Origin of the sequence: Nonomuraea sp. NPDC049028 (assembly GCF_043197735.1) — a bacterium.
GTDB lineage: Bacteria > Actinomycetota > Actinomycetes > Streptosporangiales > Streptosporangiaceae > Nonomuraea.
In genome coordinates this window covers 1-23263 of record NZ_JBICTR010000019.1, presented here as the reverse complement: position 1 = coordinate 23263, position 23263 = coordinate 1, and the positions used below count along the sequence as shown (strand labels likewise).

Sequence of the window (23263 nt, the reverse complement as noted above, 5' to 3'; positions counted from 1 at the left end):
CCTCCGGGGGCGCCGCTCGTTCAGATCGCGGAGCGGATCTTGCGGCGCAGCCGCGTCAGCGCCGTGGGCTTGGCCGTCAGCCCGAGCGTCTCCAGACGCTTGCGCTTGAAGTAGCGCGGGTCGAAGTCGAAGTCCACCGGCCGCAGCTCCGGATAGGTCTCGGCCTGCATGCAGTAACCCACGGCCCGCACCAGCTCCCGCAGATAGCCGCGCGGCGCCGGCTCGATCGTGCCGTCCGCCGACATGCGGGGCAGCAGCGCGTCGACGATCGTGACGGGCACCCGGTTGCTGTTCTCGTACGGGGCCAGCCGCTCCAGCACCAGATCGGTCCCGTACGAGGCCACCGGCAGCCCGAAGTAGCGCCCGGCCGTGATCAGGCCGGTCGAGAAGCAGCCCACGACCAGCTCGGGCCGGAGCGCCGAGAAGCACACCTCGGCCGGGACGCTCTCCCCGGCGACCAGCAGCCGCACGTCCAGCGGCTCGGCGGCGGCCCTGAGCAGCTGCGCGTGCCGGCGCCCGGCCGCCGGGTGCGGCTTGAACACGACGGTCGAGTAGCCCCGGGCGACCAGGCCGCGCAGCATCGTCTCGTGCAGCGCCGCCTCCTCCTCCGGCGTGACGATCTCCAGCGCGGACAGGTACTGCCCGAGGATCATCGCCTGCCCGGCCAGCATGTCGGGCGCGGTCGTCGCCACCTGCCGGACCACCGCCAGGAACGCCTCGTCCGGCAGGATCTGGGCCGGCACGCCGTACTCGCTGAGCAGGAGCGGCTCCAGCCCCGGCACGAGGTCCAGATGCAGCAGGCGGGTGATGCGGCGGAAGATCTCGGCGGGCAGCGGGTCGCGGGTCGGGCCGTAGCTCATCAGGCCGTCGGAGTAGACGGTGATCGGGCAGTCGCGCACCAGCCCGGCGATCGTCCGGGCGGGCGGCACGGCGATCGACTCCAGCACCAGCTCGGCCGCGTCCTCGAGCCCCAGCTGGGCGCGGATCAGCCGCTCCATCATCGGCACCTCGATGACGCGGGCCTTCCAGTCCGACGGGTGCAGCGGCGCGATCAGGTCGTTCCACGAGTGGATCTCGTCGAAGCGGGAGCGCAGCACCGCGAAGCCCGGCGTCCGGTCGAGCGGGACGGTCACCTCGGGGATCGCCGCGTTGTTGGACACGATGAGGACCCGGCGTCCCTCGGCGAAGCGGCCGTCGTCGATCCCGGCCGCCAGCGACATCGCCCCGAACAGCGTCGAGGCGTAGAAGACGGTCGTCATGAGTCCTCCCGTTCGCGGCGCGGCCGCACGTGGGGGTTCGGGGGGAGGTCGGGCAGCAGGGCCCGCAGGGTGGCCTCGCGTTCCACGGACATCCGCGACACCACGTCCGCCACCAGGCCGGTGGGCAGCGTGCGCACCATCTCCGCGCCGCGCTCCTCGAACCGGGCGCGCAGCTGCGGGGTGAAGCGGTCGGCGATCTCCAGGTGGTGGGCCAGCAGCGCGCAGAAGTTCCGTACGGCCTTGGGCAGGAACTCCTCCTCGAGGTCCTTGAACACCAGCTCGAAGGCGTCGAAGAAGTGCAGCTGCCGCTCGTCGCCCACCCGCGTGAGCGACCCCGACACCATCCGCCGGTAGAACACCCCGGCCAGGGAGACCACCGCGAACGAGGCCGCCTCCCTGTGCAGCCGCCAGATCCACGGCCGGTCCTCGGCGGTGTGCAGCGAGCCGGGGAAGTGCAGCAGATCGTGCAGCGAGCGCCGGTAGATCCCGGCCCAGGCGTAGGGATAGTCGACCATGGTCCGCACGTTCGCGGGCAGGATCGCGTCCCGAGGGTTGAGCACCACGCCCCGCCGCGCCAGCGGAGCGCGGTGCACGACCCGCTTACGTCCCTCGACCTGTACGTGGTCGGCGCGGACGAAGTCGCAGCCGAGGCCCTCGATGGCCTCGACGAGCCCGGCCAGGTAGCCGGGGGCGAGCCAGTCGTCGCCGTCCATGAACGTGACGTACCGGCCCGAGGCGGCCGACAGCCCGGTGTTGCGCGCGTCGGCGAGCCCGACCGGCGCCGGATTGCGCAGGACGGACAGGCCGGGCAGGTCGGCGCGGAAGTCATCGGCGATGGCGCCGGTGGCGTCCACCGAACCGTCGTCCACGACGATGAACTCGAAGTCGCGCCGGGCGTTGCGGCAGAGCGAGGAGAGCGCGTCGGCGATGAAACGCTCGCCGTCACGCACGGGCACGATGACGGACAGAGTGGTCAAGATCGCGCTCGTCAGACGGTGACGCGGCGCAGGCGGGCCTTGGGGGCCTCCTCACCGGGGAAGACGCGCTTGACGCCGTCGCCCATGGCCTGCTCGATGATCCGGATGTCGCGCACCAGGTGCTCCAGACCCGACGGCTCCAGCGACGCGGCGTGGTCGGAGCCCCACATGGTCCGGTCGAGCGTGATGTGCCGCTCCACGCAGACCGCGCCGAGCGTCACCGCGGCCAGCGAGATCTGCAGGCCGCGCTCGTGCCCGGAGTAGCCGACGGGCACGCCGTAGCGCTCCTTGAGGGTGGTGATCGTACGCAGGTTCGCCTCCTCCGGCGGGAGGGGGTAGGTGGAGGTGGCGTGCATCATGATCAGCTTGTCGGTGCCGAGGATCTCGACGGCCTGGTCGATCTCGGAGAGCGTGGACATGCCGGTCGACAGCATCAGCGGCTTGCCCGTCGCCGCGAGGGCGCGCAGCAGCTCATGGTCGGCGACGCTGGCCGAGGCGATCTTGTGCGCCACGACGTCCATCTCTTCGAGGAAGTCGATGGAGGGCACGTCCCACGGCGAGGCGAACCAGTGCAGGCCGCGCTCGTCGCAGTACTTGGCGATCTGGCGGTACTCGTCGTAACCGAACTCGGTCCGCTCCTTGTACTCCAGATAGGTCATCTCGCCCCAGGGCGTCTGCCTGATCTGCCCCTTCTGCGCCTCGGGCACGCAGATCGCCGGGGTGCGCTTCTGGAACTTCACCGCCTGGCAGCCCGCGTCGGCCGCCACGTCGATGAGCCGGCGGGCCAGGTCGAGGTCGCCGTTGTGGTTGATGCCGATCTCGCCGATGACGTAGACGGGCTCGCCGTCGCCGACCAGCACCTCGCCGACCGCCACCGGGCCGAACCTGGGACGCTCCCTGACCTCGGGCGTGGGCTCCGCGGGCCGGGCCGCCACGACCCGGTCGCACAGCTCGCGTACGGCGCCCTCGCCGCCCGCCTTGGACAGCACGACCCGGGCGGCCGCCCGGACCCGCGGGTGCGCGTCGGGCACCGCGATCGGCCAGCCCACCTCGGCCATCGGGCCCAGGTCGTTGACGTCGTTGCCCACGTAGGCGACGCGGGCCGGGTCGAGGCCCTCGATCGTCAGCCAGTCGCGCAGCACGACCCGCTTCTCGGCGATGCCCTGCAGCACGGGCACGCCCAGCTTGCGGGCGCGGGCGGCCACGACCGGGTTGTGCTCGGTCGACATGACCAGCACCTTCACCCCGGAGCGGCGCAGCAGCGCGATGCCCATCCCGTCGGAGCGGCTGACCAGCACCATCTCGCGGCCGTCGGAGTCGACGTAGGCGCGGTCGTCGGTGTGCACGCCGTCGAAGTCGGTGATGACCGCGTCGACGTCGATCGGCTCGGGCAGGTCCACGAACGGGGCCAGCGCGCGGGCCAGCTCCAGGTCCTCGGGGTCGTCGATCTCGATCGCGTGCCGCACCGGCACCGGCTGCACGGCGATGGTGCCGAAGAAGCGGTGGCCGTGCTCGCGCAGCCCGGAGGTGCGCATGACGTAGAACGCGCCGTTCTCGCGGAACTGCGGCTCACGGTCCTGCCTGCGCGGCCTGAACGCGGGGTCGTGGTTGATCCCGGCGCCGGCCGGGGTCCAGAGGAACTCGTGCGTCGGCAGGCCCGACACGACCGCGTCGGCCTCGCCGTCGAGTACCTTGCGCACGGCCGCCGACAGGTCCTCGGAGTCGATGAACGCGCTGGTGCACTGCACGAGCACGACCACTTCCGGGTCCTCACCGAGCGTGTCGAGCGCGTGCAGGACCGCCGACTCGCTGGAGGCGGTCGAGCCGCTCAGCTCCTCCGGACGGTCCACGACGTGCGCGCCCGCCTCCTTGGCGGCCTCGGCGATTCCCGCGTGGTCGGTGCTGACCACCACCCGGTCGATCAGCTCGCTGCGCAGCGCGGCGCGTACGGCTCGGGTGACCAGGGGGATACCACCGACCGGCGCGAGGTTCTTCAGGGGAACACCCGCAGAACCGCCGCGGGCGGGAACAACGGCCAGGACTCGCAACGTGACTCCTCAGTGCTTACGGATTGCATCCCGAAGCTAGAGGCACGGATTGAACGAGCAGCATCCCCTTTATTAACTTTCCGGGGGGATCCGGTAGAGCAACTCTGGACGGCCCACTCCGCCGTACTGTGGCATCCGTATCGCGATCCCCAGCTCCACCAGGTGTTCCAGGTATCTGCGGGCTGTCACCCGGGAGACCCCGGCCGCCGTCCCCACGGCTTGGGCCGACATCCCCGCGGGGCGCCCGCGCAGCTCGGCGACGACCACGTCGAGGGTGTCGCGGGCCATGCCTTTCGGCAGCTCGGAGCGGCCGCGCAGGGTGCCGAGCACCCGGTCCACGTCACCCTGCCCGACGATCTCGCAGGCCTCCTCCTTGAACCGGGCATAGCGGGTCAGCTTCTCGTGAAGTGTCGAGAAGGTGAACGGCTTGAGGAGGTACTGCGAAATGCCCAGCGACACCGCCGAGCGCACCATGGCCAGATCGCGCGCGGAGGTGACCGCGATCACGTCGCACAGCAGCCCGCCCGCCCGTACGGCCCGGCAGACCTCCAGCCCCGGCATGTCGGGCAGGTACAGGTCGAGCAGGATGAGATCGACCGGCGTGCGCCGCAGGAACCGCAGCGCCTCCCCGCCCGAGCGCACCACGCCCGCCACCTCGAAGCCCGGCACCCGGGCCACGTAGATGCGGTTGGCCTCGGCGGTGATCTCCTCGTCCTCGACCACCAGCACCGAGATCATCGGACCGGCTCCGTCGCGGGCTCGGGAACGGGCAGTCGTACGGTGAACACCGAGCCGTCCACCTCGATCGACCCGCCCAGCCGCCGCACCGCCTGCCCCACCAGCGCGAGCCCCAGGCCGTGCCCGTCGCCCTTGGTGGTCCAGCCCTTCCGGAACGCGTCGGGCGCGATCAGACCGGGCCCGTCGTCGGCCACCCTGATGAGGAAGCCGTCCGGCCCGGCCCGCAGCAGCACCTCGACCCGCGTCGCCGCGTCGATCGCGTTGTCGATGAGGTTGCCGACGATCGTGACGAGCTCCCCGGCGTCCAGGCCGAGGTCGTCCAGCTCGCTGTCCTCGCTGATCACCAGCTCGCCGCCGCGCTCGGCCGCCTCCGCGCTCTTGCCCAGCAGCAGCGCGGCCAGGACCGGCTCGCGTACCGCGCCCATCACCCGGTCCGTCAGATGCTGCGCCGCCCGCAGCTCCGCGGTGCCGAACGCCACGGCCTGCTCCGTGCGGCCCAGCTCCACCAGTGTGATGACCGTGTGCAGCTTGTTGGCCGACTCGTGGGCGGCCGACCGGAGCGACTCGGCGAACCCGCGCTCGGCGTCCAGCTGCCCGGCCAGCGCCTGCAGCTCGGTGTGATCGCGCACGGTCACCACCGTGCCCAGCCTGCTGGCCGCGCCGTTGACGGCCAGCACCCGGTCGCCGACCAGGTGCACCCGCTCCTCCTGGCCGGCGTCCAGCACCTCCGACAGGCCCAGCTCGTCCAGGTGCCGCCCTTCGGCGTCGGCGGGCAGGCCGAGCAGCTGCCGCGCGGCGTCGTTGCAGAGCGTCAGCGTGCCGTCCTTGCCGACCAGCAGCAGCCCCTCGCGTACGGCGTGCAGCACCGCGTCATGGTGCTCGTGGATGCGGCCCAGCTCGGCCGGCCCGAGCCCGTGGGTCTGCCTGCGCAGCCGGGCCGTCACCAGCCAGGTGCCGGCGGCGCCGAGGGCGAGCACGACCAGCGCGATGAGCCCGGTCCAGAAGAGCAGGCCGCGCAGCCTGGCGCTCACTCTCTCGACCTTGATGCCCGCGCTGACCAGCGCCCGCACCGGGCCGGTCGCGCCGTGCGCGCGGACCGGGGCGACCGCCCGCACGGACGGGCCGAGCGTGCCGGTGTAGGTCTCCGTGAACGTCTGCCCGCGCAGGGCCTGGTCGATGTGGCCGAGGAAGCGCTTGCCGATCTCCGCCGGGTTGGGGTGGGTGTAGCGGGTTCCGTCGGGCTTCATGATGGTGACGAAGTCGACGCCCGTCTGGGTACGCACCTGCTCGGCGAACGGCTGCAGGCGGCTGGTCGGCGACGGAGCGTCCAGCGCGGCCAGCACGTCGGGCGAGGCCGCCACCGCGGTGGCCGCCGCCCTGGCCTGGGCCGCCGCCTCGGCCGTGACGAGGTTGCCGGCCAGCACGGAGACGAGCGTGGCGGCGCTCACCAGGGTGAGGACGACAACGAACAGTTGCAGGGCCAGCATCTGGCCGGCCAGGGTCCATCGGCTCATGGGAATCTCTTCAGTGTACGAAACTTACGCAATGGTGACCTGCGTCACCACAGAGCGCATATTCGCATGGTTAGCAGTCTCGTCCATACGACCGGAGACCGTCCCATGCGTCGTGATCGCACCCACCTTCTCTACATGGCCGTCATCGTGGCGGTGCTGCTAGGGATCCTGGTCGGATTCGTCTGGCCGGACGTCGGCAAGGAGCTCAAGCCGCTCGGCACCGCGTTCGTCAACCTCGTCAAGATGATGATCGGCCCGATCATCTTCTGCACGATCGTGCTCGGTGTCGGCTCGGTCAGCAAGGCGGCCAAGGTCGGCAAGGTCGGTGGCCTCACCATCGGCTACTTCACCATCATGTCCACCGTAGCCCTGATCATCGGACTCGTGGTCGGCAACTTCATCGACCCGGGCTCAGGGCTGCACCTCACCGACGCGGCCAAGCAGGCCGCGGAGGCCGAGGCGGCCAAGGGGGCCGCCGCCGGATCGACCGACTTCCTGCTCAGCATCATCCCGACCACGCTGGTGTCGGCGTTCACCGAGGGACAGACGCTGCAGACGCTGCTGGTCGCGCTCCTCGTCGGGTTCGCGCTGCTGGCCATGGGACCCAAGGCCGCGCCGATCCTGACGGCCGTCGAGCACATCCAGCGGCTGGTGTTCCGCATCCTCGCCATGATCATGTGGGCGGCGCCGATCGGCGCGTTCGGCGCCATCGCCGCCGTCGTCGGCGCCACCGGCCTGGACGCGCTCAAGGCCCTGGGCATCATCATGGTCGCCTTCTACATCACCTGCCTGCTGTTCGTCGGCCTCGTGCTCGGCCCGCTGCTGTGGATGGTGGCCAAGGTGGGCATGTGGCCGCTCTTCCGCTACCTGGGGCGCGAGTTCCTGCTGATCCTGTCCACGTCGTCGTCCGAGGCCGCGCTGCCCCGGCTGATCGCCAAGATGGAGCACCTCGGCGTGAGCCGTACGGTGGCCGGCATCACCGTGCCGACCGGTTACTCCTTCAACCTCGACGGCACCGCGATCTACCTGACCATGGCCACGCTGTTCGTCGCCTCGGCCACCGGAGCGCCGCTGTCGTTCGGTGAGCAGATCGCGCTGCTGCTGTTCATGATGATCGCCTCCAAGGGCGCGGCGGGCGTGACCGGAGCGGGCCTGGCCACGCTGGCCGGTGCTCTCCAGTCGCACCGGCCGGCGCTGGTCGACGGCGTCGGCCTCATCGTCGGCATCGACCGGTTCATGTCCGAGGCCCGCGCCCTGACGAACTTCGCCGGCAACGCGGTCGGCACCATCCTCGTCGCCACCTGGACGGGGGATTTCGACAAGGAACGAGCCGCCGAGGTGCTCGCCGGCAACGCGCCGTTCGACGAGTCGACGCTGCTGGACGAGGACGAGCGGCCCGAGCCGCCCGCGGCGGACGACGAGCGGCGGGAGATGTCGCCGGTCTGAGCCGCTGGTCGTCGCAAGCTCTGCTCCGTCGTCAGACGGGTCAGAGCTTGCGGCCGATGCCCGCGTAGCCCATCCGCGCCATCTCGTCGTCGAGGAAGATCGTCTCCTCTGGGTCGTTGAACGGCCAGCCGACCTCCGGCCCCAGGCCGCTGGCCAGCCCCGGCGGGATCAGCTCGAAGTCACCGAAGAACCGGGCGATCTCCGCGCCGGGGCGCGGGCAGAACGGCGAGTTGGCCTTCTGGTAGAACTCAACGATCTTGGCCACCCGCTCCGGCACGACGTCGTTGCCGACATGGGAGATGGCCAGGTAGCTGCCCGGCGCCAGCGCGTCCCGGTAGGCGGCCACGAACTCCTGCGGGCGGTCCTCGTCGGGCACCAGGTGCAGGAAGAACATCATGAGCACCGCGACCGGCTGGTCGAAGTCCAGCACCGACAGCACCTCGGGATGCCGCAGGAGCTTCTCCGGCTCGCGGCCGTCGCCCAGCACCATGGCGACCTTCTTCGGGTCGGCCAGCAGGGCGCGGCCATGCGCGGCGACCACGGGGTCGTTGTCGACGTAGACGATGCGCGCGTCCGGCGCGAACCGGTGGGCGACCTCGTGCACGTTCTCCGCGGCCGGGAGGCCGGAGCCGAGATCGAGGAACTGGGTGATGCCCTGACGGCACAGGTATTCGACCACTCGCCCGATGAACTTGCGGTTCTGCCTCGTGCCCTCTCTGACCTCGGGGAGGACGCTCATCACCAGTTCGGCGAGATCCCGGTCGGCCTTGAAGTTGTCCTTGCCACCGAGAAAGTAGTCGTACATCCGCGACGCATTGGGGATGTGCGGGTCCACACCTTGCGGCGCTTGTTCCGTCATGTGCCCATGATCTCGGACAAACAATCAGGAAATCCACCGTTTCATGTCACAAGGTGACTAACGGGAGGTGGATCGTGTCACACGGCAGGCAGCCTCAGCACGAAGCGGGCGCCGCCGCGACACTCCTCGACGTGGATCTCGCCGCGATGCGCCACCGCCACGTCGCGCGCGATGGCCAGGCCCAGGCCGGTGCCGCCGGAGTCGCGGCTGCGGGCCGCGTCCAGGCGGGTGAAGCGCTCGAAGATGGACTCGCGGTCGGCCCGCGCGATCTCCACGCCGTCGTTCTCCACGGCCAGTACGGCCATGTCCCCGTCCCTGGTGACCGCCACCTTGACGATGCTCTCGGCATGCCGCTGGGCGTTGTCCAGCAGGTTCGTCAGCACCCGGGCCAGTTGCAGGCGTACCCCCTCCACCACCACGCCCTCGTCCAGCATCAGCTTGACGGGCAGCCGGTCATTGCGGGTTGACAGCTCGTCGCGGACCAGGACGGCGAGATCCACCCGCTCCTTCACCACGTCCACGCGGGAGCCGATCCTGGCCAGCAGCAGCAGGTCGGTGATGATCGCTTCGAGCCGGTCGGTGTCGCGCAGCGCGCTGTCCACCAGCGCGATGAAGTCGGTGTCCTCGGGGTAGAGCTGGGCGCTCTCCAGCTGCGCGCGCAGCCCGGCGATGGGGGTACGCAGCTCGTGCGAGGCGTCGGAGGCGAACCGGCGCTGCTGGTACGCCGAGCGTTCCAGTCGGGCCAGCGTGCCGTTGACGGACCTGGCGAGCTGGGCGACCTCGTCCTTGCCCGGCGGCTGGCTCACCCGGCTGCTCAGGTCGCTGGCGTTGACCGCGTCGAGCTCGGCCCGCATCGCGCCCACCGGCCGCAGCGCCCGGCCCATGACCAGCCAGGTCGTCCAGGTGGCCAGCGCGATGAGCACGAGGATCTCGGTGAGTACGACGGCCTCCAGGATCCTCGTGTCCAGCAGGCCGGGGGTGGTGCGCCCGGCGTACACGACGTTCGAGGTCGGGGACGGCGACGTGCGGACGGCCGTCAGGTGGACGCACTGCCTCGGCAGGCAGTGCGTGGTGCTGATGACCCGGTTGTCCGCGGTGGGCCAGACGTCGCTGAGCGGCGGCAGGTTGCGGGCCGCGTCGCTGGTCGCCACCACCTGACCGGTCGGCGTGACGACCTGGATCAGGTCGACGGAGGGGTCGATCAGCGGCATCGCCGCGCCCAGCGGGAGGTCGCCCACGCGCCACTCGGCCGCCACCTGCTCGGCGGTGTCCCTGGTCTGCTTCCACACGTTCGCCTCGACCACGGACCTGGCCACGAGGATCGTGCCGGTCCCCACGGGAATCAGCACAGCGGTAGCCACCGCGGCCGCCACCAGCGTGATGCGGCCGCGGAGAGAACTCGCCCATAGGCGTGACATCAAATCGAGGCTACTAACGGCATTTACCCCGATATGTCGGACAAGGGGAAAGTTTGTCCCATTCTCCAACAGCCCCGTGTCAGTGCTGGAGCCACACCGTGGTGTCGGGCGGCAGGGTGCCGTCCGCGGTGAGCGGGCCGCTCGACAGCAGCACCTCGCCGGTCACCTCCACCGGCTGGTCACTGGTGTTCAGCATGACGACCAGGCCGGGCGAGCGCTCGATGGCCAGCACGTCCTTGGGCGAGTCGAGCCAGGTCAGCGTGCCGCCGCCGAGTGCCGGGTGGGCCTTGCGCAGGCGCAGCGCGGTCCGGTAGAGGTTCAGCGTGGAGCCGGGGTCGTCGTGCTGGGCCTCGACCGACAGCGCCGCCCACGAGGCGGGGATCGGCAGCCACGGGTCCTGCCAGCCGAGGCCGGGGGCGGTGGTCCACGGGATCGGCACCCGGCAGCCGTCGCGGCTCTCGCCGCTGCGCAGGAACGCCGGGTCCTGCCGCAGCTCGTCGGGCAGGTCGAGCACCTCGGGCAGACCGAGCTCCTCGCCGTTGTAGAGGTAGGCCGAGCCGGGCAGCGCCAGCATCAGCAGCGTGGCCGCCTTGGCCCTGGCCAGGCCGCCGTGGCGGGTGACGTGCCGGGGCTTGTCGTGGTTGGACAGTACCCAGGTGGTCGGCGCGCCCACCAATTCCGCCTCGGCCAGCGCCTTCTCGATGACCGCGCGGAAGGACTTGGCGTGGAAGTCGGCCAGCAGGAAGTCGAAGTTGAACGCCTGGTGCAGCTCGTCGGGGCCGACGTAGCGGGCCAGCCGCTCGGGGGAGGACACCCACGCCTCGGCGACGGCCATCCGCCCGCCGGGGTAGGAGTCGAGGATCGGCCGCCACTCGCGGTAGATCTCGTGCACGCCGTCCTGGTCGAAGTACGGCACGCGCTCGTCGCCGAGCATCTCGGCCTGGCGGCCCTCCTTGGGCCCCACGTCGGGCAGCCCGGCGGCCTTGACCATGCCGTGCGCCACGTCGACGCGGAAGCCGTCCACCCCGCGCTCCAGCCAGAACCGCAGGATGTCGCGGAACTCGGCCCGCACCTCCGGGTTGTCCCAGTTGAGGTCGGGCTGTTCGGGCGCGAACAGGTGCAGATACCACTGCCCGTCGGCCACCTGGGTCCAGGCGGGGCCGCCGAAGATGGACTCCCAGTCGTTGGGCTCGTCCCGGAAGATGTAGCGGTCGCGCAGCCCTGCCTGGAACCACGGGTGCCGGTCGGAGGAGTGGTTCGGCACCAGGTCCACGATCACCCTGATGCCCCGCTCGTGCGCGTCGGCGATCAGCCCGTCGAGGTCGGCCAGCGTGCCGAACATCGGATCCACGTCGCGGTAGTCGGCCACGTCGTAACCGCCGTCGGCCATCGGCGAGGTGTAGAAGGGGCTCAGCCAGATGGCGTCCACGCCCAGCTCGGCGAGGTAGTCCAGGCGCTCGCGCACGCCCGGCAGGTCTCCCATGCCGTCGCCGTTCGCGTCGGCGAAGCTGCGTGGGTAGACCTGGTACACGACGGCGTCCCGCCACCAGTCGTCGTTGCCGAGCATGGGGGTCCTTCCGGGGTTTGTCCGTGATGTCTGGTGCAGGATGGCCTGCATGGTTCAGTGGGGTCAAGTGTAAGTTGCGGAAAGTTGCAGATGGGGCCCCACTTCTCCGCCGCGTTCGGTTGGCGAGGTCAAGGGAGTATCCAGCGGGTCTGGATCGGGTAACGCTCTTTCGCAAGTTCTTCCAAATTTTGCAAAGAGTCGCTAACGTCCCGGAAACATAAGCCGCGAAAGCGGTCAATTGCTCCCTCCGTGACCTCAGGAGGTCCCATGCGCAAGCGAGCCCTGGGTGTGGCCGCTCTCACGTCCCTGGCATTAGCCGCCACGGCCTGCGGCGGTTCTCAGCCCGGCACCCCCTCCGCCGCCCCCAGCGGTTCCGCCGCCGCCTCCTCCTCGGCCCCCGCCGACAAGGGCAGCGGCAAGCTGGTGATCTGGGCCGACCCCAACCGGGTCAAGGCGCTCAAGCCCTTCGCCGAGCAGTTCGGCACCGAGAACGGCGTGACCGTCGAGGTGAAGGAGATCAGCAAGGACAACCAGCAGACCTTCCTCACCGCCTCCCAGCAGGGCAGCGGCCCGGACATCATGGTCGGCGCGCACGACTGGATCGGCAACCTGGTGCAGAACGGTGCCATCGACCCGGTCAACCTCACCGACGCGCAGAAGGCGGCGTTCCCGGAGATCGCCATCAAGGCGGTCACCTTCGACGGGCAGGTGATGGCCGCGCCGTACGCGGTGGAGAACATCGCGCTGATCCGCAACACCAAGCTCGCGCCCGAGGCCCCCGCGACGCTCGAGGACATGGTCAAGAAGGGCAAGGAGCTCAAGGCGGCGGGCAAGGTCAAGGAGGTGCTCTGCCTGCCGGTGGCGCAGAAGGGCGACGCCTTCCACGTCTACCCGATCTTCGCGGCGGGCGGCGGCTCGCTGTTCGGCACCACCGCCTCCGGCGACCCGGACCCGAAGAAGGTGCTGCTCGGCTCGCCCGACTCGGTCAAGGCGTTCGGCAAGCTGAAGGAGCTGGGGGAGAAGGGTGACGGCGCGCTCAAGACGTCCATCACCAACGAGAACTACATCGCCAGCTTCGCCGGCGGCAAGTGCGCGTTCCTGATCTCCGGCCCCTGGGCCATGGGCGATGTGAAGAAGGGCGGCATCAGCTACGACATCACGCCCGTCCCGTCGTTCAAGGACGGCAAGCCCGCCACCCCGTTCGTCGGCGTCCAGTCGTTCTTCGTGGCCTCCAAGGGCAAGAGCAAGACCCTGGCGCAGGAGTTCGTCGCCAACTACGTGACCAACAAGGACGTGGCCAAGGCCCTGTACGCGGCCGACCCGCGGCCCCCGGCGCTGACGGAGGCGCTGCAGGAGGTCGGCGCGACCGACCCCGACGCGGGCAAGTTCATGGACGCGGGCAAGAACGGTATGCCGATGCCGGCCATCCCCGAGATGCAGGCCGTCTGGGAGCCGTTCGGCATCGCCGAGGCGGCGGTGGTCAAGGGCGGCGACGCGGCCAAGGCCGCCGAGGCCGCGCAGAAGGCCATCGACAGCTCCCTCAAGAACTGACGTCATGTCCCTGGACGTGCGTGCGGCCGCGGGATCCCATGCTCCCCCGCGGCCCCGCCGCGAGATCACCACGGCGTTCCTGGTCAGCAGGGTCGTGGTGCTCGCGGTGGCGGCGGCGCTCCTGGTGTACGCGGCGCCGCCCCTGGTCGCCGCCGGGTCGTGGCCCGCCCTGGCGGTTCTCGGCCTGGCCACCGCGGCCATCGCCTACCTCTACCTGACCCGCCGCTTCATCCCGGCCAAGTACCTGATCCCCGGCACCGTCTTCCTGATCGCCTTCCAGGTGTTCCCGGTCCTCTACACGGTCAGCACGGCGTTCACGAACTTCGGCGACGGCCACCGCGGCGACAAGCAGGCCGCCATCACGGCGATCGAGACCGGCTCCGTACGCCAGGCGCCCGGCTCACCCGAGTACAGCCTGACCACGGCGCTCAAGGGCGACCGGCTGGTCTTCCTCCTCGTGGACCCGAAGACCAAGCAGGTCCAGGCCGGCGACCCGGCCGGGCTCGCGCCGGTGCCCGGCGCCCAGGTGGGCGTGACGGGCAAGGTGCTGCGGGCGCCCGGCTTCACCGTACTGACGGCACCGCAGGCGGCGGCCAGGGCGCAGCAGATCGCGGCGCTGGCCGTACCGACCCGTGGCGGCCTGATCAAGGCGAACGGCCTGAGCCGCGCGGTCGAGGGCCGCTCGGCGCTGGTCTATGACGCGCGCTGCGACTGCGTCCAGGGCGAGGGCGACCGATGGAAGGCCGACGAGGGGCAGGGCTACTTCGTCAACGCCACGGGCGCGCACCTCGCGCAGGGCTGGCAGGTGAGCGTCGGGTTCGCGAACTTCACCCGCGTCCTGACGAACCCCACGATCTCCGGATATTTCATCGGGGTCTTCGGGTGGAACGTGGTGTTCGCGCTGGCCTCCGTGGCGGCCACGTTCGCGCTAGGCATGGCCGTGGCGCTCGCGCTGCACCATCCGCGCATGCGCGGCACCCGCTTCTACCGGATCGCGCTGATCCTGCCGTACGCGATGCCCGCCTTCGCGATGCTGCTGGTCTGGCGGGACATGTTCAACCGCGACTTCGGGCTGATCAACCAGCTGTTCGGGCTGGACGTCGACTGGATGGGGCAGCCGTCCACCGCCAGGTTCGCGGTCATCCTGGTCAACCTCTGGCTCGGCTTTCCGTACATGTTCCTGGTGACCACGGGCGCGCTGCAGGCCATCCCGCGCGAGCTGACCGAGGCGGCCTCCATCGACGGGGCGACGCCGTGGCAGGGCTTCCGCAAGGTGACGCTGCCGCTGCTGCTGGTGGCGCTGACGCCGCTGCTGATCTCGTCGTTCGCCTACAACTTCAACAACTTCAACGCGATCGCGCTCACCAGCGAGGGCGGCCCGTTCCCGGCGGAGAGCCCGCAGGTGGGGGCCACCGACCTGCTGATCACCTACACCTTCCGGCTGGCGTTCGGCACCTATGGTGCCCAGTTCGGCTTCGCCGCCTCGATCTCGGTGTTCATCTTCGCGATCGTGGCGATCATCTCCGCGGTGGCCTTCCGCCGGACCCGCAGGCAGGAGGAGGTCTACGCATGAGACTCGCGTTGCGGCACGTGTTCGTGCTGGTGGTGTGCGCGTTCGCGGTCTTTCCGATCCTGTTCGTGGTCTCCGCCGCGATCAACCCGCTGGGCACGCTGGCCTCCACCGACCTGCTGCCGACCGGGGCCAGCCTCGGGAACTTCGCCGACCTGTTCACCTCCGACCGGTATCCGTTCGCCAGGTGGTTCATCAACTCGGTGTTCGTCGCGCTGACGTCGTCGTTCGCCAGTCTGCTGCTGTCGATGTTCGCCGCCTACGCCTTCAGCCGGATGCGCTTCCGGGGGCGCCGGGTCGGGCTGCTGGCGCTGCTGCTCATCCAGATGTTCCCGCAGTTCCTGGCCATCGTGACGATCTTCATGATCTTCACCAAGGTGACCGAGCTCTATCCCGCGTTCGGCTTCAACACCGTGTGGGGGCTCATGCTGCTCTACCTGGGCGGCGCGCTGGGCGTGAACACCTGGCTGATGAAGGGCTTCCTCGACACCGTCCCCAAGGAGCTCGACGAGGCGGCCACGGTCGACGGCGCCACGCACGCGCAGATCTTCTGGCGGGTCATCATGCCGCTGGTCACGCCGATCCTCGCGGTCACCGCGCTGCTGGCCTTCATCGGCACGATGAGCGAGTTCATCATGGCCAACGTCTTCCTGCGCGATCCGGAGAGCAAGACGCTGGCCGTGGGCATGTACGGGATGATCGCGGGGGACCAGCGCAACGCCAACTTCGGCATGTTCGCCGCGGCCACGCTGCTCACCGCCGTCCCCACGGTCGGCGTGTTCCTGTGGTTGCAGAAGTACATCGTCTCCGGGCTCACGGCCGGGGCCGTCAAGGGATAGGTCTCATTGCGCTTTCTCGGCGAGCCGCATCACGACGGCTCCGCTCTGTACGTCTCCACCCAGGCGCCGGCGCCCGGCTCGACGGTGACGGTCCGGCTGCGGGCGCCGCTGTCGGCCGGGATCACCGGCGTGCACGTCCGTACGGTCCGCGACGGCGAACCCCGCTTCACCGCCGCCTCACTCGACACCCCCGGCTCCGTTGGCGGGTACGGCGAGACGGACATCTGGTGGCGCGCGGACCTCGTCGCCGCCAACCCGGTCACCCCCTATCGCTTCCTCCTGCACACCACGTCCGGCCAGGCGTGGCTGACCGCGGCCGGGCTCGTCGCGCACGACGTCACCGACGCCACCGACTTCCGGCTGGTCTGCCACGAGACGCCGCCCCCGTGGCTGGCCGACGCGATCGTCTACCAGATCTTCCCTGACCGTTTCGCCAGGTCCAGGCCGATGCGGGAGCTGCCGGACTGGGCGCTGCCGCGCGACTGGGACCGCGACCCGGTCATCCCCTCGGGCCCCGGCACGTCCCAGCAGTTCTACGGCGGCGACCTCGACGGCATCGACCAGCGTCTTGACCACGTCCAGGCGCTCGGCGCGGACACCGTCTACCTGACACCGATCTTCCCGGCCCGCTCCAACCACCGCTACGACGCCGCCGACTTCGACCGCGTCGACCCCCTGCTCGGCGGAGACGAGGCGCTGCACCGGCTCGCCGACGCGCTGCACGCGCGCGGCATGCGGCTGATCGGCGACATCACCACGAACCACTGCGGCCGGACGCACCCCTGGTTCACCGCCGCGATGTCCGACGTGGGCGCGCCGGAGCGGGAGATGTTCTACATCGACCCCGCCACCGGCGACTACGAGTCCTGGTACGGCGTCAAGTCGCTGCCCAAGCTCAACTGGGGCGGCGACCTGGTGCGGGCGCGGATACCGGCCGTACTGAAGAAGTGGCTGGGCCCGCTCGACGGCTGGCGCGTCGACGTCGCGAACATGACCGGCAGGCACGGCCGCGACGACCACAACCACGAGATCGCCGCCCTGCTGCGGCGCGCGATCGGGCCCGGCGCGGCGCTCATCGCCGAGCACTGTCACGACGCCTCGCCCGACCTGGACCGCGACGGCTGGCACGGCACGATGAACTACGGCGGCTTCACCCGGCCGGTGTGGGCCTGGCTGCGCTCGCCCGACCTGGAGCTGGCGAACTTCCTCGGCGTGCCCGGCGGGGTGCCGTCGCGTGACGGGCTCCAGACGTACGCGACGTTCCGCGCCTTCGCCTCCCACCTGTCGTGGCGCTCGCAGGCGCACTCATGGCAACTGCTCGACTCGCACGACTCGCCGCGCATCCGCACCGTGACCGGCTCGGCGGAGCGTCACCTCGTCGCGCTCGGGCTGCAGGCCACGCTGCCGGGCACGCCGATGGTGTTCGCGGGCAGCGAGTTCGGGCTGACGGGGGTGAACGGCGAGCACGCGCGTACCCCCATGCCCTGGGACCGGCCCGCCGATCAGGACCTCGCGACGCTGGCCGCCTACCGGGAGCTGCTCGGTCTGCGCCGGGCCGAGCCCGCGCTGCGCCACGGCGGGCTGCGGTGGCTGCACGCCGACGCCGACTGCCTGGTCTTTCTCCGGGAGAGCGCCGAGGAGTCGCTGCTGGTGTGCGCGCGCAGGGCGCCGGGCCAGGCCATTCCCCTTCCCATGCGGGCGGCAGGGGTTTATAACGCTTCTGACACCGATGTGTTGCCGGGTGATGGCCCTTCGCTGCGTGTCTGGCGCCTCGCGCGGTGACGCGCTAGCGTGGGCGCCCCCCCATCGTTCAGATTTAAACTAGATAGTGGTGTGTTCGCATGAGGTTGCTCTCCGTGGCCGTCATCGCCTCGCTCGCGCCCGCCCTCCCGGCCTCGGCCCTGGCCCGCGCGGGCACCACCTACTACGTCGATTCGCGGACGGGCGACGACTCGGCTGCCGGGACCAGCGCCACCAAACCCTGGAAATCCCTCGAGAAGATCGGCGCCGCCGACCTCAAACCCGGCGACGCGGTCAGCGTCAAACGCGGCAGCAAGTGGACGGGCACCCTCACCCTGAGCGCCAAGGGCACGGCGGCCAAACCCATCGTCATCCAGCCGTACGGGACCGGCCCCATGGCGAAGATCTCCGGCATGGACGGCAACTGCGTCGTCGTGATCGGCAACCACTGGCGCATCAGCGGCCTGCGCGCCTCCGGCTGCCAATGGGCGGGGTTCGAGCTGAGCGGCGACGGCAACGAGCTCGTCGGCGTACGGGCCGACCGCAACATCGCCGGAGTGCTGGTCACCCCCAGCGGCTCCCGCAACGTCATCAGGGACAGCACGCTGACCTCCAACGCCCGGATGAGCGTGAACGACTCCGAGCCCGACAACGACTCCGGGGCGTTCGGCATCCTGCTGAACGGCGACGACAACACGGTGACGGGCAACACCATCACCGGCAGCTACGCGCCGAGTAACGACTATGGCTTCGACGGGGCGGCGATCGAGATCTTCGACGGCGACCGCAACCTGATCACGCACAACACCGCCCGCGACAACGAGACGTTCACCGAGCTCGGCGCCCGCAAGGGGAAGACGGCCGCCGGGAACGTGTTCGCCTTCAACGTGGTCACCTCCTCGCGCAAGCATGGATCGTTCCTGATCACCCGTGGCCCCCAGCACATCGTCGGCCCGGTGACGGGGACCATCGCGGTGCACAACTCGGTCTACCTGCCCGCGCGCGAGACGATCGGCTGGTCCTGCCACGGCGGGTGCTCGCCGTCGATACTCAAGCTGCGCAACAACGCGATCTCGGTCGGCGGTGAGGCCGGGTACGAGGACGGGAAGGGCGCCGACGACGCGGGCGGCGTGTACAAGGGGCGGACGTACGCCTTCAAACTGGGGCCCAAGTCGGTGAAGGCGGACCCCCGCTTCGTCTCCCGTACTGACCTGCACCTACGGCCCGGTTCGCCGGCGCTGGGCCGGGGCGTCCGGCTCGGTGCCGCGTGGTTCGGCCGGGCGTCGGGCGGCACGGACATCGCGGGCCTGCCCGCCGCCCCGAACGCCGGCGTCTTTCAGCGCTGAAACCCTGTTCAGCGCTTTTCTTGGGTCTGCTGCCAGATCTCCACGCCCGCGTCGTCGTAGCCGATGATCTGGAAGCGTTCGTAGATGATGCTGCGGGCGCGATCGTGCGTCCCGGCGAACAAGCGGATGCCGAGGTTCCACGGGTCCGGCCGGGTGACGGCCGACAGGGAACGGCCGTCGCCGAAGAGCAGGGTGACCCGGGCGGTCTTCGCGCTGGCGATGCCCAGCCAGCGCTTGTCGTGCTCGGCCAGCTCCACGGGGTACTTCTTGCCGCCCATGTCGGTCATCAGGCGGTCGGGATCGACGAGATTCATGACGACGGTCTGTCCGTTCAGCTTCCAGAGCAGCGTCTCGCCGGGCACCTTGTAGAGACCTACGGACAGACCTCCCGGCATCCGCACGGCCGGGCCGACCGGCTGGGCCTTTTCCTCGGGGAAGATGGCGGGCTCGTTCTTGATCCGTGCCACGATCTGGCCCTTGGCATCCGCGAACTCGAACGCCGTCACCGTCTCGCTCGTGGGCGCGGACACGGTCCAGATGCCCTGGGGAGCGCCCTTCGGCCGGTGGATTGTCCCGGTCACCCGGTCGCCGCCCTCGATCAGGGCGGTCACGCGGGCGACCTCGAGCCGCGCGGTGCCGAAGAACATCACCACGCCCGTGGACGGATAGGGGAACGAGTCGGTCGAACTCTGCTTGGTGGCCTTCCGGTCGTCGAGCGGCTTGCCGCACCCTTGCGTCGTGACGCCGGTCCTGCTCTCGTAGGACTGGCAGAGGAACGTGCCCGTCTTACCCTTGGCGTACCAGAGAGTCAGGGGCCGCTCCTCGGACGGGTTGTCGATCAGCAGACGGTCGCCCATCGGAGTCTTGCCCTCCATGACGTCCCAGCTGCGGCGTGGGTCGATGGTGCCGGTGGCGACGTCGCCACCCTGCTGCCCGCCGGTGGCCGTCAGCGTGACCGGCAGGGCCACGGCGGTGACGGCCAGTGCCACGACGAGGGCCTGCCGGCGCGTCCTGCGCCGCCGCGACCGCGACACGACCTCCGCACGCAGCCCGAAAGGCGCCTTCGGCGCATGCTCGGCGGCGTGGCCGAGGGTCGAACGCAGGTGGGATTCCAACTGGTCGGTCATGCGGGGCTCCCGTCGATCGCTGAGGGGTGGGGCACGGTGGAACGGAGCTTGGCCAGGCCGAGCGACGCGTGACTGCGCACGGTCCCCCGGGAGATGCCGAGGACGCCGGCGATCTCCTCGTCGGCGAGGTCCTCGTAGTAGCGCAGGACCAGTACGGCCCGCTGCTTGCGCGGCAGGCCGGCGAGCGCCTGCCACAGGTCCTGCTCGATGCCGGAGGGCAGCACGTCGAGCTGGGCGGTCTCGGGCAGCGCCCAGTCGAGCCGCTCGCGCCTGCGCAGCCGCCAGACGCTGATGTGCAACCTGGCCATGATCATCCTGGTGTAGCTCTCGGGAGCCTGCTTCTGGCGCACCCGTGGCCAGGCCCGGTGCAGCCGGATCAGCGCCTCCTGGGTGAGGTCGGCCGCGTCGTGCGGGTTGCCGCTGAGCAGGTATCCGTAGCGCAGCAGGGCATCGGCCCGTTCCGCGACGAAGTCCTCGAAGCGCGAAATTTCATCCAATGGCCTATGCCTTTCCTTGGTCCGTCACGGCATAGACGGGCCGAGGGGCCGAACCGTTGAATCGGATCTGGATCGGAGCGGCGACGGAGGGCGTGCCAGAATAGCGGGGAAACGTTTTCTCAGCTGGCTGCGGGAGCTTGGACACATGGCAGACGAACCGGCCGGGCGGCTCACGTACCGCAACCCCGTGCTCAACGCCGACTGGCCCGATCCGGACGTCATCCGCGTCGGTGAGACCTACTACCTGGTCACGTCGAGCTTCAACCGCGCCCCCGGCCTGCCTGTCCTGCGCTCGCCCGACCTGCTGCGCTGGGAGCTGATCGGCCGCGCGCTGCCCGCCGTGCCACCGGCGGAGCACTTCACGGTGCCCCGGCACGGCGGCGGGGCGTGGGCGCCCTCCATCAGGCATCACGACGGCCTGTTCTGGATCTTCTACCCCGACCCCGACCACGGGGTTCATGTGCTGACGGCGACGGATCCGGCTGGGCCGTGGTCGGCGCCCCACCTCCTGCTCCCCGGCCCTGGGGTGATCGACCCCTGCCCCCTTTGGGACGACGACGGGCGCGCCTGGCTGGTGTTCGGGTGGGCGAAGAGCCGCAGCGGCATCAGCAACCGGCTGTCGCTGGTGGAGATGACGCCGGACGCCCGCGAGATCATCGGCACACCCGTCACCGTCATCGACGGGGACGCCCTGCCCGGCTACTCGACGCTGGAGGGGCCCAAGGTCTACAAGCGCGACGGTTGGTACTGGATCTTCGCCCCGGCCGGGGGTGTCGCGACCGGCTGGCAGTCGGTGTTCCGGTCACGGTCGCTGGCGGGCCCGTACGAGGACCGCGTCGTCCTGGAGCAGGGCGACACGCCGGTCAACGGGCCGCACCAGGGGGCCTGGGTCACCACACCGGAGGGCGAGGACTGGTTCCTGCACTTCCAGGACCGTGGCGTGTTCGGCAGGGTGGTCCACCTGCAGCCGATGCGATGGGGGGACGACGGGTGGCCGGTGATGGGGGCGGACGGACATCCCGTCCTGGAACACCCGGCCCCGGCGCGCGCCTCGGCGGCGGTCCTTCACTCGGCACCGGCGCTGGGACCGCATCCGGCTCCGGCTCGTGCTTCGGCGCTGGACCCTCGCCCGGCCGGTTCCGGGCAGGCGGAGCCGGGGCGGGACGACGACTTCCGGGCGGGGGAGCTGGGGCCGCAGTGGTACTGGCAGGCGAATCCGGCTCCCGGCCTGCTGCGTCTGGACGGCGACGGTCACGCGAGACTGCGCGCGGTGCCCAACGACGAGGGCAACCTGCGGAACCTGCCACAGGTGCTCGGCCAGCAGGTGCCCGGTGTGGCCGCGCGGTTCACCACCACACTCCAGCTGGCGGCGGATGAGCCGGGGACCAGGGCCGGAGTGGTCGTGCTCGGCGCCTCTTACGCGTACGTGGGATTGGCGCGCGACCGTGACGGGCTCAGCGTCGAGGTCCGGACGTACCAGGACGGTGATGAGGGCGAGGTGACACGGTTCAGCGCACGGCTGCCCGACGAGACCGCGATCGTCGGGCTACGGATCGACTCCGACGGCGCGGGGGTCTGCGTGCTGCGCTTCCGCCACCGCGGTGGCAACGGCGGCGCTGATGAGAGTGGCGCTGGTGACGGCTGGGTCACCGGATTCGAGGGGTTCCAGGCGGAGCAGGGACGGTGGATCTCGGCGGAACTCGGCCTGTTCGCGGCCGCCCCGCCCGGTTCGCCCGGCGAGGGCACGGCCGTCTTCGGCCCGGTGACCATCCATCCCCGCGCGCGTTGACAGCAGCTCCGGCTTCGCCGAGCTGGAACGCCGCGGGTTCTTCCTGGTCAAGCAGGCACCCGAAACGGCGGCCGCCGCACTCGGAGTCAGCCGCTTCACCATTTACCAGAATGTGGGCCAGTGCTCCGGCGTTTACACCGGGGGTGAAGGCCCACGCGGGAGTGCCCGCTAGGGCGCGAGCGTGCCCTGACCTTTCAGGTTTTGTCGGCAGTTTCGCTCACACAGGTCGTTTCTGCTGCTCGATGTACTGCTTGAGCACGGTGAGTGGCGCCCCGCCGACCGACCCGGCGAAGTAGGAACCAGACCAGAAATGTCCGCCCCAGAGGTATGTGCGGACGTGTGCGCTGTATTCCTTACGAAGGATCCGGGCCGAGACCCCTTTCAGCGAGTTGACGAGTTTGGACAGGGCGACCTTGGGCGGATAGTGGACCAGCAGGTGGACGTGGTCGTGCTCGCCGTTGAACTCGCGCAGTTCGACCTCGAAGTCGGCGCGTACCTCGCGCATGAGTTCCTCGCAGCGAATCAGCATCTCGTCGGTGAACACCCCACGCCGGTACTTTGTCACGAACACCAAATGGGCATGAAGGTTGTGGACGACATATCGTCCCCTTCTCACGTCGGGGTTCGGATTCCATCGTGGTGACATAAACCAAACGATATGATCAGTGCGTGGAGAAGGTGAAGCGGACTCGTGCGCACGTGGCGCGACTCGACCTCAGCCCGGCCCAGGAGGCCGCTTTGGACGGTCAAGCCCACACCGCGCGTGCCGTGTGGAACCTGCTCCATGAGTTCACCACCTTCCGCCAGGCCCGCCTCGCGTCACTGAAGGAGTGCGACGCGGCGATTCGGCAGGCCCGCCACGAGATCGAGTGGATGGGGCAGTTGCCCGCTCAGGCTGCGCAAGCCGTGCTGAAGACCTACCGGCAGGCGTGGGTGAACTTCTTCAATCCCGACCACCCGGCCGAGCGGCCGACGTTC

19 protein-coding genes and 1 pseudogene are annotated in these 23263 nt (G+C 70.1%); 9 read left to right on the top strand and 11 right to left on the bottom strand.

Annotation, left to right across the window (positions count from 1 at the left end; translation table 11 throughout):
* Window positions 1-20 precede the first annotated feature (20 nt).
* From ACGFJ2_RS52950 to ACGFJ2_RS52930, 5 genes are all read right to left on the bottom strand, one after another.
* Window positions 21-1259: a polysialyltransferase family glycosyltransferase gene (locus tag ACGFJ2_RS52950; protein WP_358184798.1), complete on the bottom strand. Its 1239-nt coding sequence runs from the start codon at window positions 1257-1259 to the stop codon at window positions 21-23.
* Window positions 1256-2236, bottom strand: coding sequence for a glycosyltransferase family 2 protein (locus tag ACGFJ2_RS52945; RefSeq protein WP_358184795.1), 981 nt, complete (start codon window positions 2234-2236; stop codon window positions 1256-1258). Before ACGFJ2_RS52945 ends, ACGFJ2_RS52950 begins: the two co-directional genes overlap by 4 nt.
* 11 nt (window positions 2237-2247) lie before the next feature.
* Window positions 2248-4284 carry an N-acetylneuraminate synthase family protein gene (locus ACGFJ2_RS52940; RefSeq protein WP_393481894.1) on the bottom strand — a complete coding sequence of 679 codons (2037 nt, stop codon included), beginning with the start codon at window positions 4282-4284 and terminating at the stop codon, window positions 2248-2250.
* A gap of 72 nt (window positions 4285-4356) precedes the next feature.
* Window positions 4357-5022, bottom strand: a complete 666-nt coding sequence (locus ACGFJ2_RS52935; protein WP_393481891.1) for a response regulator — start codon at window positions 5020-5022, stop codon at window positions 4357-4359.
* Window positions 5019-6536 (bottom strand): sensor histidine kinase, encoded by a 1518-nt coding sequence (locus ACGFJ2_RS52930; protein WP_358184792.1) that lies wholly within the window; start codon window positions 6534-6536, stop codon window positions 5019-5021. Before ACGFJ2_RS52930 ends, ACGFJ2_RS52935 begins: the two co-directional genes overlap by 4 nt.
* A gap of 105 nt (window positions 6537-6641) precedes the next feature.
* Between ACGFJ2_RS52930 and ACGFJ2_RS52925 the strand changes: the two genes are divergently transcribed.
* The gene (locus tag ACGFJ2_RS52925) at window positions 6642-7982 is read left to right on the top strand and encodes a cation:dicarboxylate symporter family transporter (RefSeq protein ID WP_357952574.1); all 1341 of its coding nucleotides are present in this window, start codon (window positions 6642-6644) and stop codon (window positions 7980-7982) included.
* 40 nt (window positions 7983-8022) lie between these two features.
* Here ACGFJ2_RS52925 and ACGFJ2_RS52920 read toward each other — a convergent pair whose 3' ends face one another.
* The 3 genes from ACGFJ2_RS52920 to ACGFJ2_RS52910 all read right to left on the bottom strand — a co-directional run bounded on the left by ACGFJ2_RS52920 (window position 8023) and on the right by ACGFJ2_RS52910 (window position 11826).
* Window positions 8023-8841 (bottom strand): SAM-dependent methyltransferase, encoded by an 819-nt coding sequence (locus ACGFJ2_RS52920; protein WP_393481888.1) that lies wholly within the window; start codon window positions 8839-8841, stop codon window positions 8023-8025.
* A 77-nt stretch (window positions 8842-8918) separates the two neighbouring features.
* On the bottom strand, window positions 8919-10259 hold the full coding sequence (locus ACGFJ2_RS52915) for a HAMP domain-containing sensor histidine kinase (RefSeq protein ID WP_357952576.1): 1341 nt from the start codon (window positions 10257-10259) through the stop codon (window positions 8919-8921).
* Between the two features lie 79 nt (window positions 10260-10338).
* On the bottom strand, window positions 10339-11826 hold the full coding sequence (locus ACGFJ2_RS52910) for a glycoside hydrolase family 13 protein (RefSeq protein WP_358184786.1): 1488 nt from the start codon (window positions 11824-11826) through the stop codon (window positions 10339-10341).
* A gap of 267 nt (window positions 11827-12093) precedes the next feature.
* On the opposite strand from ACGFJ2_RS52910, the gene ACGFJ2_RS52905 reads away from it, so the two are divergent.
* The 5 genes from ACGFJ2_RS52905 to ACGFJ2_RS52885 are packed head-to-tail and all read left to right on the top strand — an operon-like array spanning window position 12094 to window position 18872.
* Complete coding sequence (locus ACGFJ2_RS52905; RefSeq protein WP_358184783.1) at window positions 12094-13377, top strand: maltose ABC transporter substrate-binding protein; 1284 nt, start codon at window positions 12094-12096, stop codon at window positions 13375-13377.
* A 4-nt stretch (window positions 13378-13381) separates the two neighbouring features.
* A complete protein-coding gene (locus tag ACGFJ2_RS52900; protein WP_393481883.1) occupies window positions 13382-14950 on the top strand; it encodes an ABC transporter permease subunit in 1569 nt (522 codons plus the stop codon).
* Window positions 14947-15786: a sugar ABC transporter permease gene (locus ACGFJ2_RS52895; RefSeq protein ID WP_358184781.1), complete on the top strand. Its 840-nt coding sequence runs from the start codon at window positions 14947-14949 to the stop codon at window positions 15784-15786. Before ACGFJ2_RS52900 ends, ACGFJ2_RS52895 begins: the two co-directional genes overlap by 4 nt.
* Before the next feature lie 6 nt (window positions 15787-15792).
* Window positions 15793-17568 (top strand): glycoside hydrolase family 13 protein, encoded by a 1776-nt coding sequence (locus tag ACGFJ2_RS52890; RefSeq protein WP_393481880.1) that lies wholly within the window; start codon window positions 15793-15795, stop codon window positions 17566-17568.
* Window positions 17569-17627: 59 nt separating this feature from the next.
* Complete coding sequence (locus ACGFJ2_RS52885; RefSeq protein WP_393481877.1) at window positions 17628-18872, top strand: right-handed parallel beta-helix repeat-containing protein; 1245 nt, start codon at window positions 17628-17630, stop codon at window positions 18870-18872.
* An 8-nt stretch (window positions 18873-18880) separates the two neighbouring features.
* Here the strand turns inward: ACGFJ2_RS52885 and ACGFJ2_RS52880 are convergent, their stop codons facing one another.
* Together ACGFJ2_RS52880 and ACGFJ2_RS52875 are read right to left on the bottom strand one after the other, a co-directional pair.
* Window positions 18881-19999, bottom strand: a complete 1119-nt coding sequence (locus ACGFJ2_RS52880; protein ID WP_393481874.1) for a hypothetical protein — start codon at window positions 19997-19999, stop codon at window positions 18881-18883.
* Window positions 19996-20496, bottom strand: coding sequence for a SigE family RNA polymerase sigma factor (locus tag ACGFJ2_RS52875; protein ID WP_358184775.1), 501 nt, complete (start codon window positions 20494-20496; stop codon window positions 19996-19998). Before ACGFJ2_RS52875 ends, ACGFJ2_RS52880 begins: the two co-directional genes overlap by 4 nt.
* Window positions 20497-20641: 145 nt before the next feature.
* Here ACGFJ2_RS52875 and ACGFJ2_RS52870 point away from each other — a divergent pair, with 145 nt between their 5' ends.
* Both ACGFJ2_RS52870 and ACGFJ2_RS52865 read left to right on the top strand, forming a co-directional pair.
* Window positions 20642-22285 (top strand): family 43 glycosylhydrolase, encoded by a 1644-nt coding sequence (locus tag ACGFJ2_RS52870; protein ID WP_393481870.1) that lies wholly within the window; start codon window positions 20642-20644, stop codon window positions 22283-22285.
* A complete protein-coding gene (locus ACGFJ2_RS52865) occupies window positions 22269-22457 on the top strand; it encodes a helix-turn-helix domain-containing protein (protein ID WP_358184845.1) in 189 nt (62 codons plus the stop codon). The genes ACGFJ2_RS52870 and ACGFJ2_RS52865 overlap by 17 nt, the downstream gene beginning before the upstream one ends.
* A gap of 45 nt (window positions 22458-22502) precedes the next feature.
* On the opposite strand, the gene tnpA is transcribed toward ACGFJ2_RS52865, so the two are convergent.
* Window positions 22503-22931, bottom strand: a complete 429-nt coding sequence (gene tnpA, locus ACGFJ2_RS52860; RefSeq protein ID WP_393481867.1) for an IS200/IS605 family transposase — start codon at window positions 22929-22931, stop codon at window positions 22503-22505.
* A gap of 23 nt (window positions 22932-22954) precedes the next feature.
* On the opposite strand from tnpA, the pseudogene ACGFJ2_RS52855 reads away from it, so the two are divergent.
* Window positions 22955-23263 (top strand): annotated as a pseudogene (locus ACGFJ2_RS52855) (RNA-guided endonuclease TnpB family protein); the annotation flags it as partial.

What these genes read in the sequence shown, in the direction of transcription:
- ACGFJ2_RS52870 (WP_393481870.1), top strand. Translation starts at nt 20,642, where the DNA reads ATGGCAGACGAACCGGCCGGGCGGCTCACGTACCGCAACCCCGTGCTC.
- ACGFJ2_RS52910 (WP_358184786.1), bottom strand. Translation starts at nt 11,826, where the DNA reads ATGCTCGGCAACGACGACTGGTGGCGGGACGCCGTCGTGTACCAGGTC.
- ACGFJ2_RS52885 (WP_393481877.1), top strand. Translation starts at nt 17,628, where the DNA reads ATGAGGTTGCTCTCCGTGGCCGTCATCGCCTCGCTCGCGCCCGCCCTC.
- ACGFJ2_RS52895 (WP_358184781.1), top strand. Translation starts at nt 14,947, where the DNA reads ATGAGACTCGCGTTGCGGCACGTGTTCGTGCTGGTGGTGTGCGCGTTC.
- ACGFJ2_RS52880 (WP_393481874.1), bottom strand. Translation starts at nt 19,999, where the DNA reads ATGACCGACCAGTTGGAATCCCACCTGCGTTCGACCCTCGGCCACGCC.
- ACGFJ2_RS52920 (WP_393481888.1), bottom strand. Translation starts at nt 8,841, where the DNA reads ATGACGGAACAAGCGCCGCAAGGTGTGGACCCGCACATCCCCAATGCG.
- ACGFJ2_RS52905 (WP_358184783.1), top strand. Translation starts at nt 12,094, where the DNA reads ATGCGCAAGCGAGCCCTGGGTGTGGCCGCTCTCACGTCCCTGGCATTA.
- ACGFJ2_RS52925 (WP_357952574.1), top strand. Translation starts at nt 6,642, where the DNA reads ATGCGTCGTGATCGCACCCACCTTCTCTACATGGCCGTCATCGTGGCG.
- ACGFJ2_RS52935 (WP_393481891.1), bottom strand. Translation starts at nt 5,022, where the DNA reads ATGATCTCGGTGCTGGTGGTCGAGGACGAGGAGATCACCGCCGAGGCC.
- ACGFJ2_RS52900 (WP_393481883.1), top strand. Translation starts at nt 13,382, where the DNA reads ATGTCCCTGGACGTGCGTGCGGCCGCGGGATCCCATGCTCCCCCGCGG.
- ACGFJ2_RS52950 (WP_358184798.1), bottom strand. Translation starts at nt 1,259, where the DNA reads ATGACGACCGTCTTCTACGCCTCGACGCTGTTCGGGGCGATGTCGCTG.
- ACGFJ2_RS52915 (WP_357952576.1), bottom strand. Translation starts at nt 10,259, where the DNA reads ATGTCACGCCTATGGGCGAGTTCTCTCCGCGGCCGCATCACGCTGGTG.
- ACGFJ2_RS52930 (WP_358184792.1), bottom strand. Translation starts at nt 6,536, where the DNA reads ATGAGCCGATGGACCCTGGCCGGCCAGATGCTGGCCCTGCAACTGTTC.
- tnpA (WP_393481867.1), bottom strand. Translation starts at nt 22,931, where the DNA reads ATGTCACCACGATGGAATCCGAACCCCGACGTGAGAAGGGGACGATAT.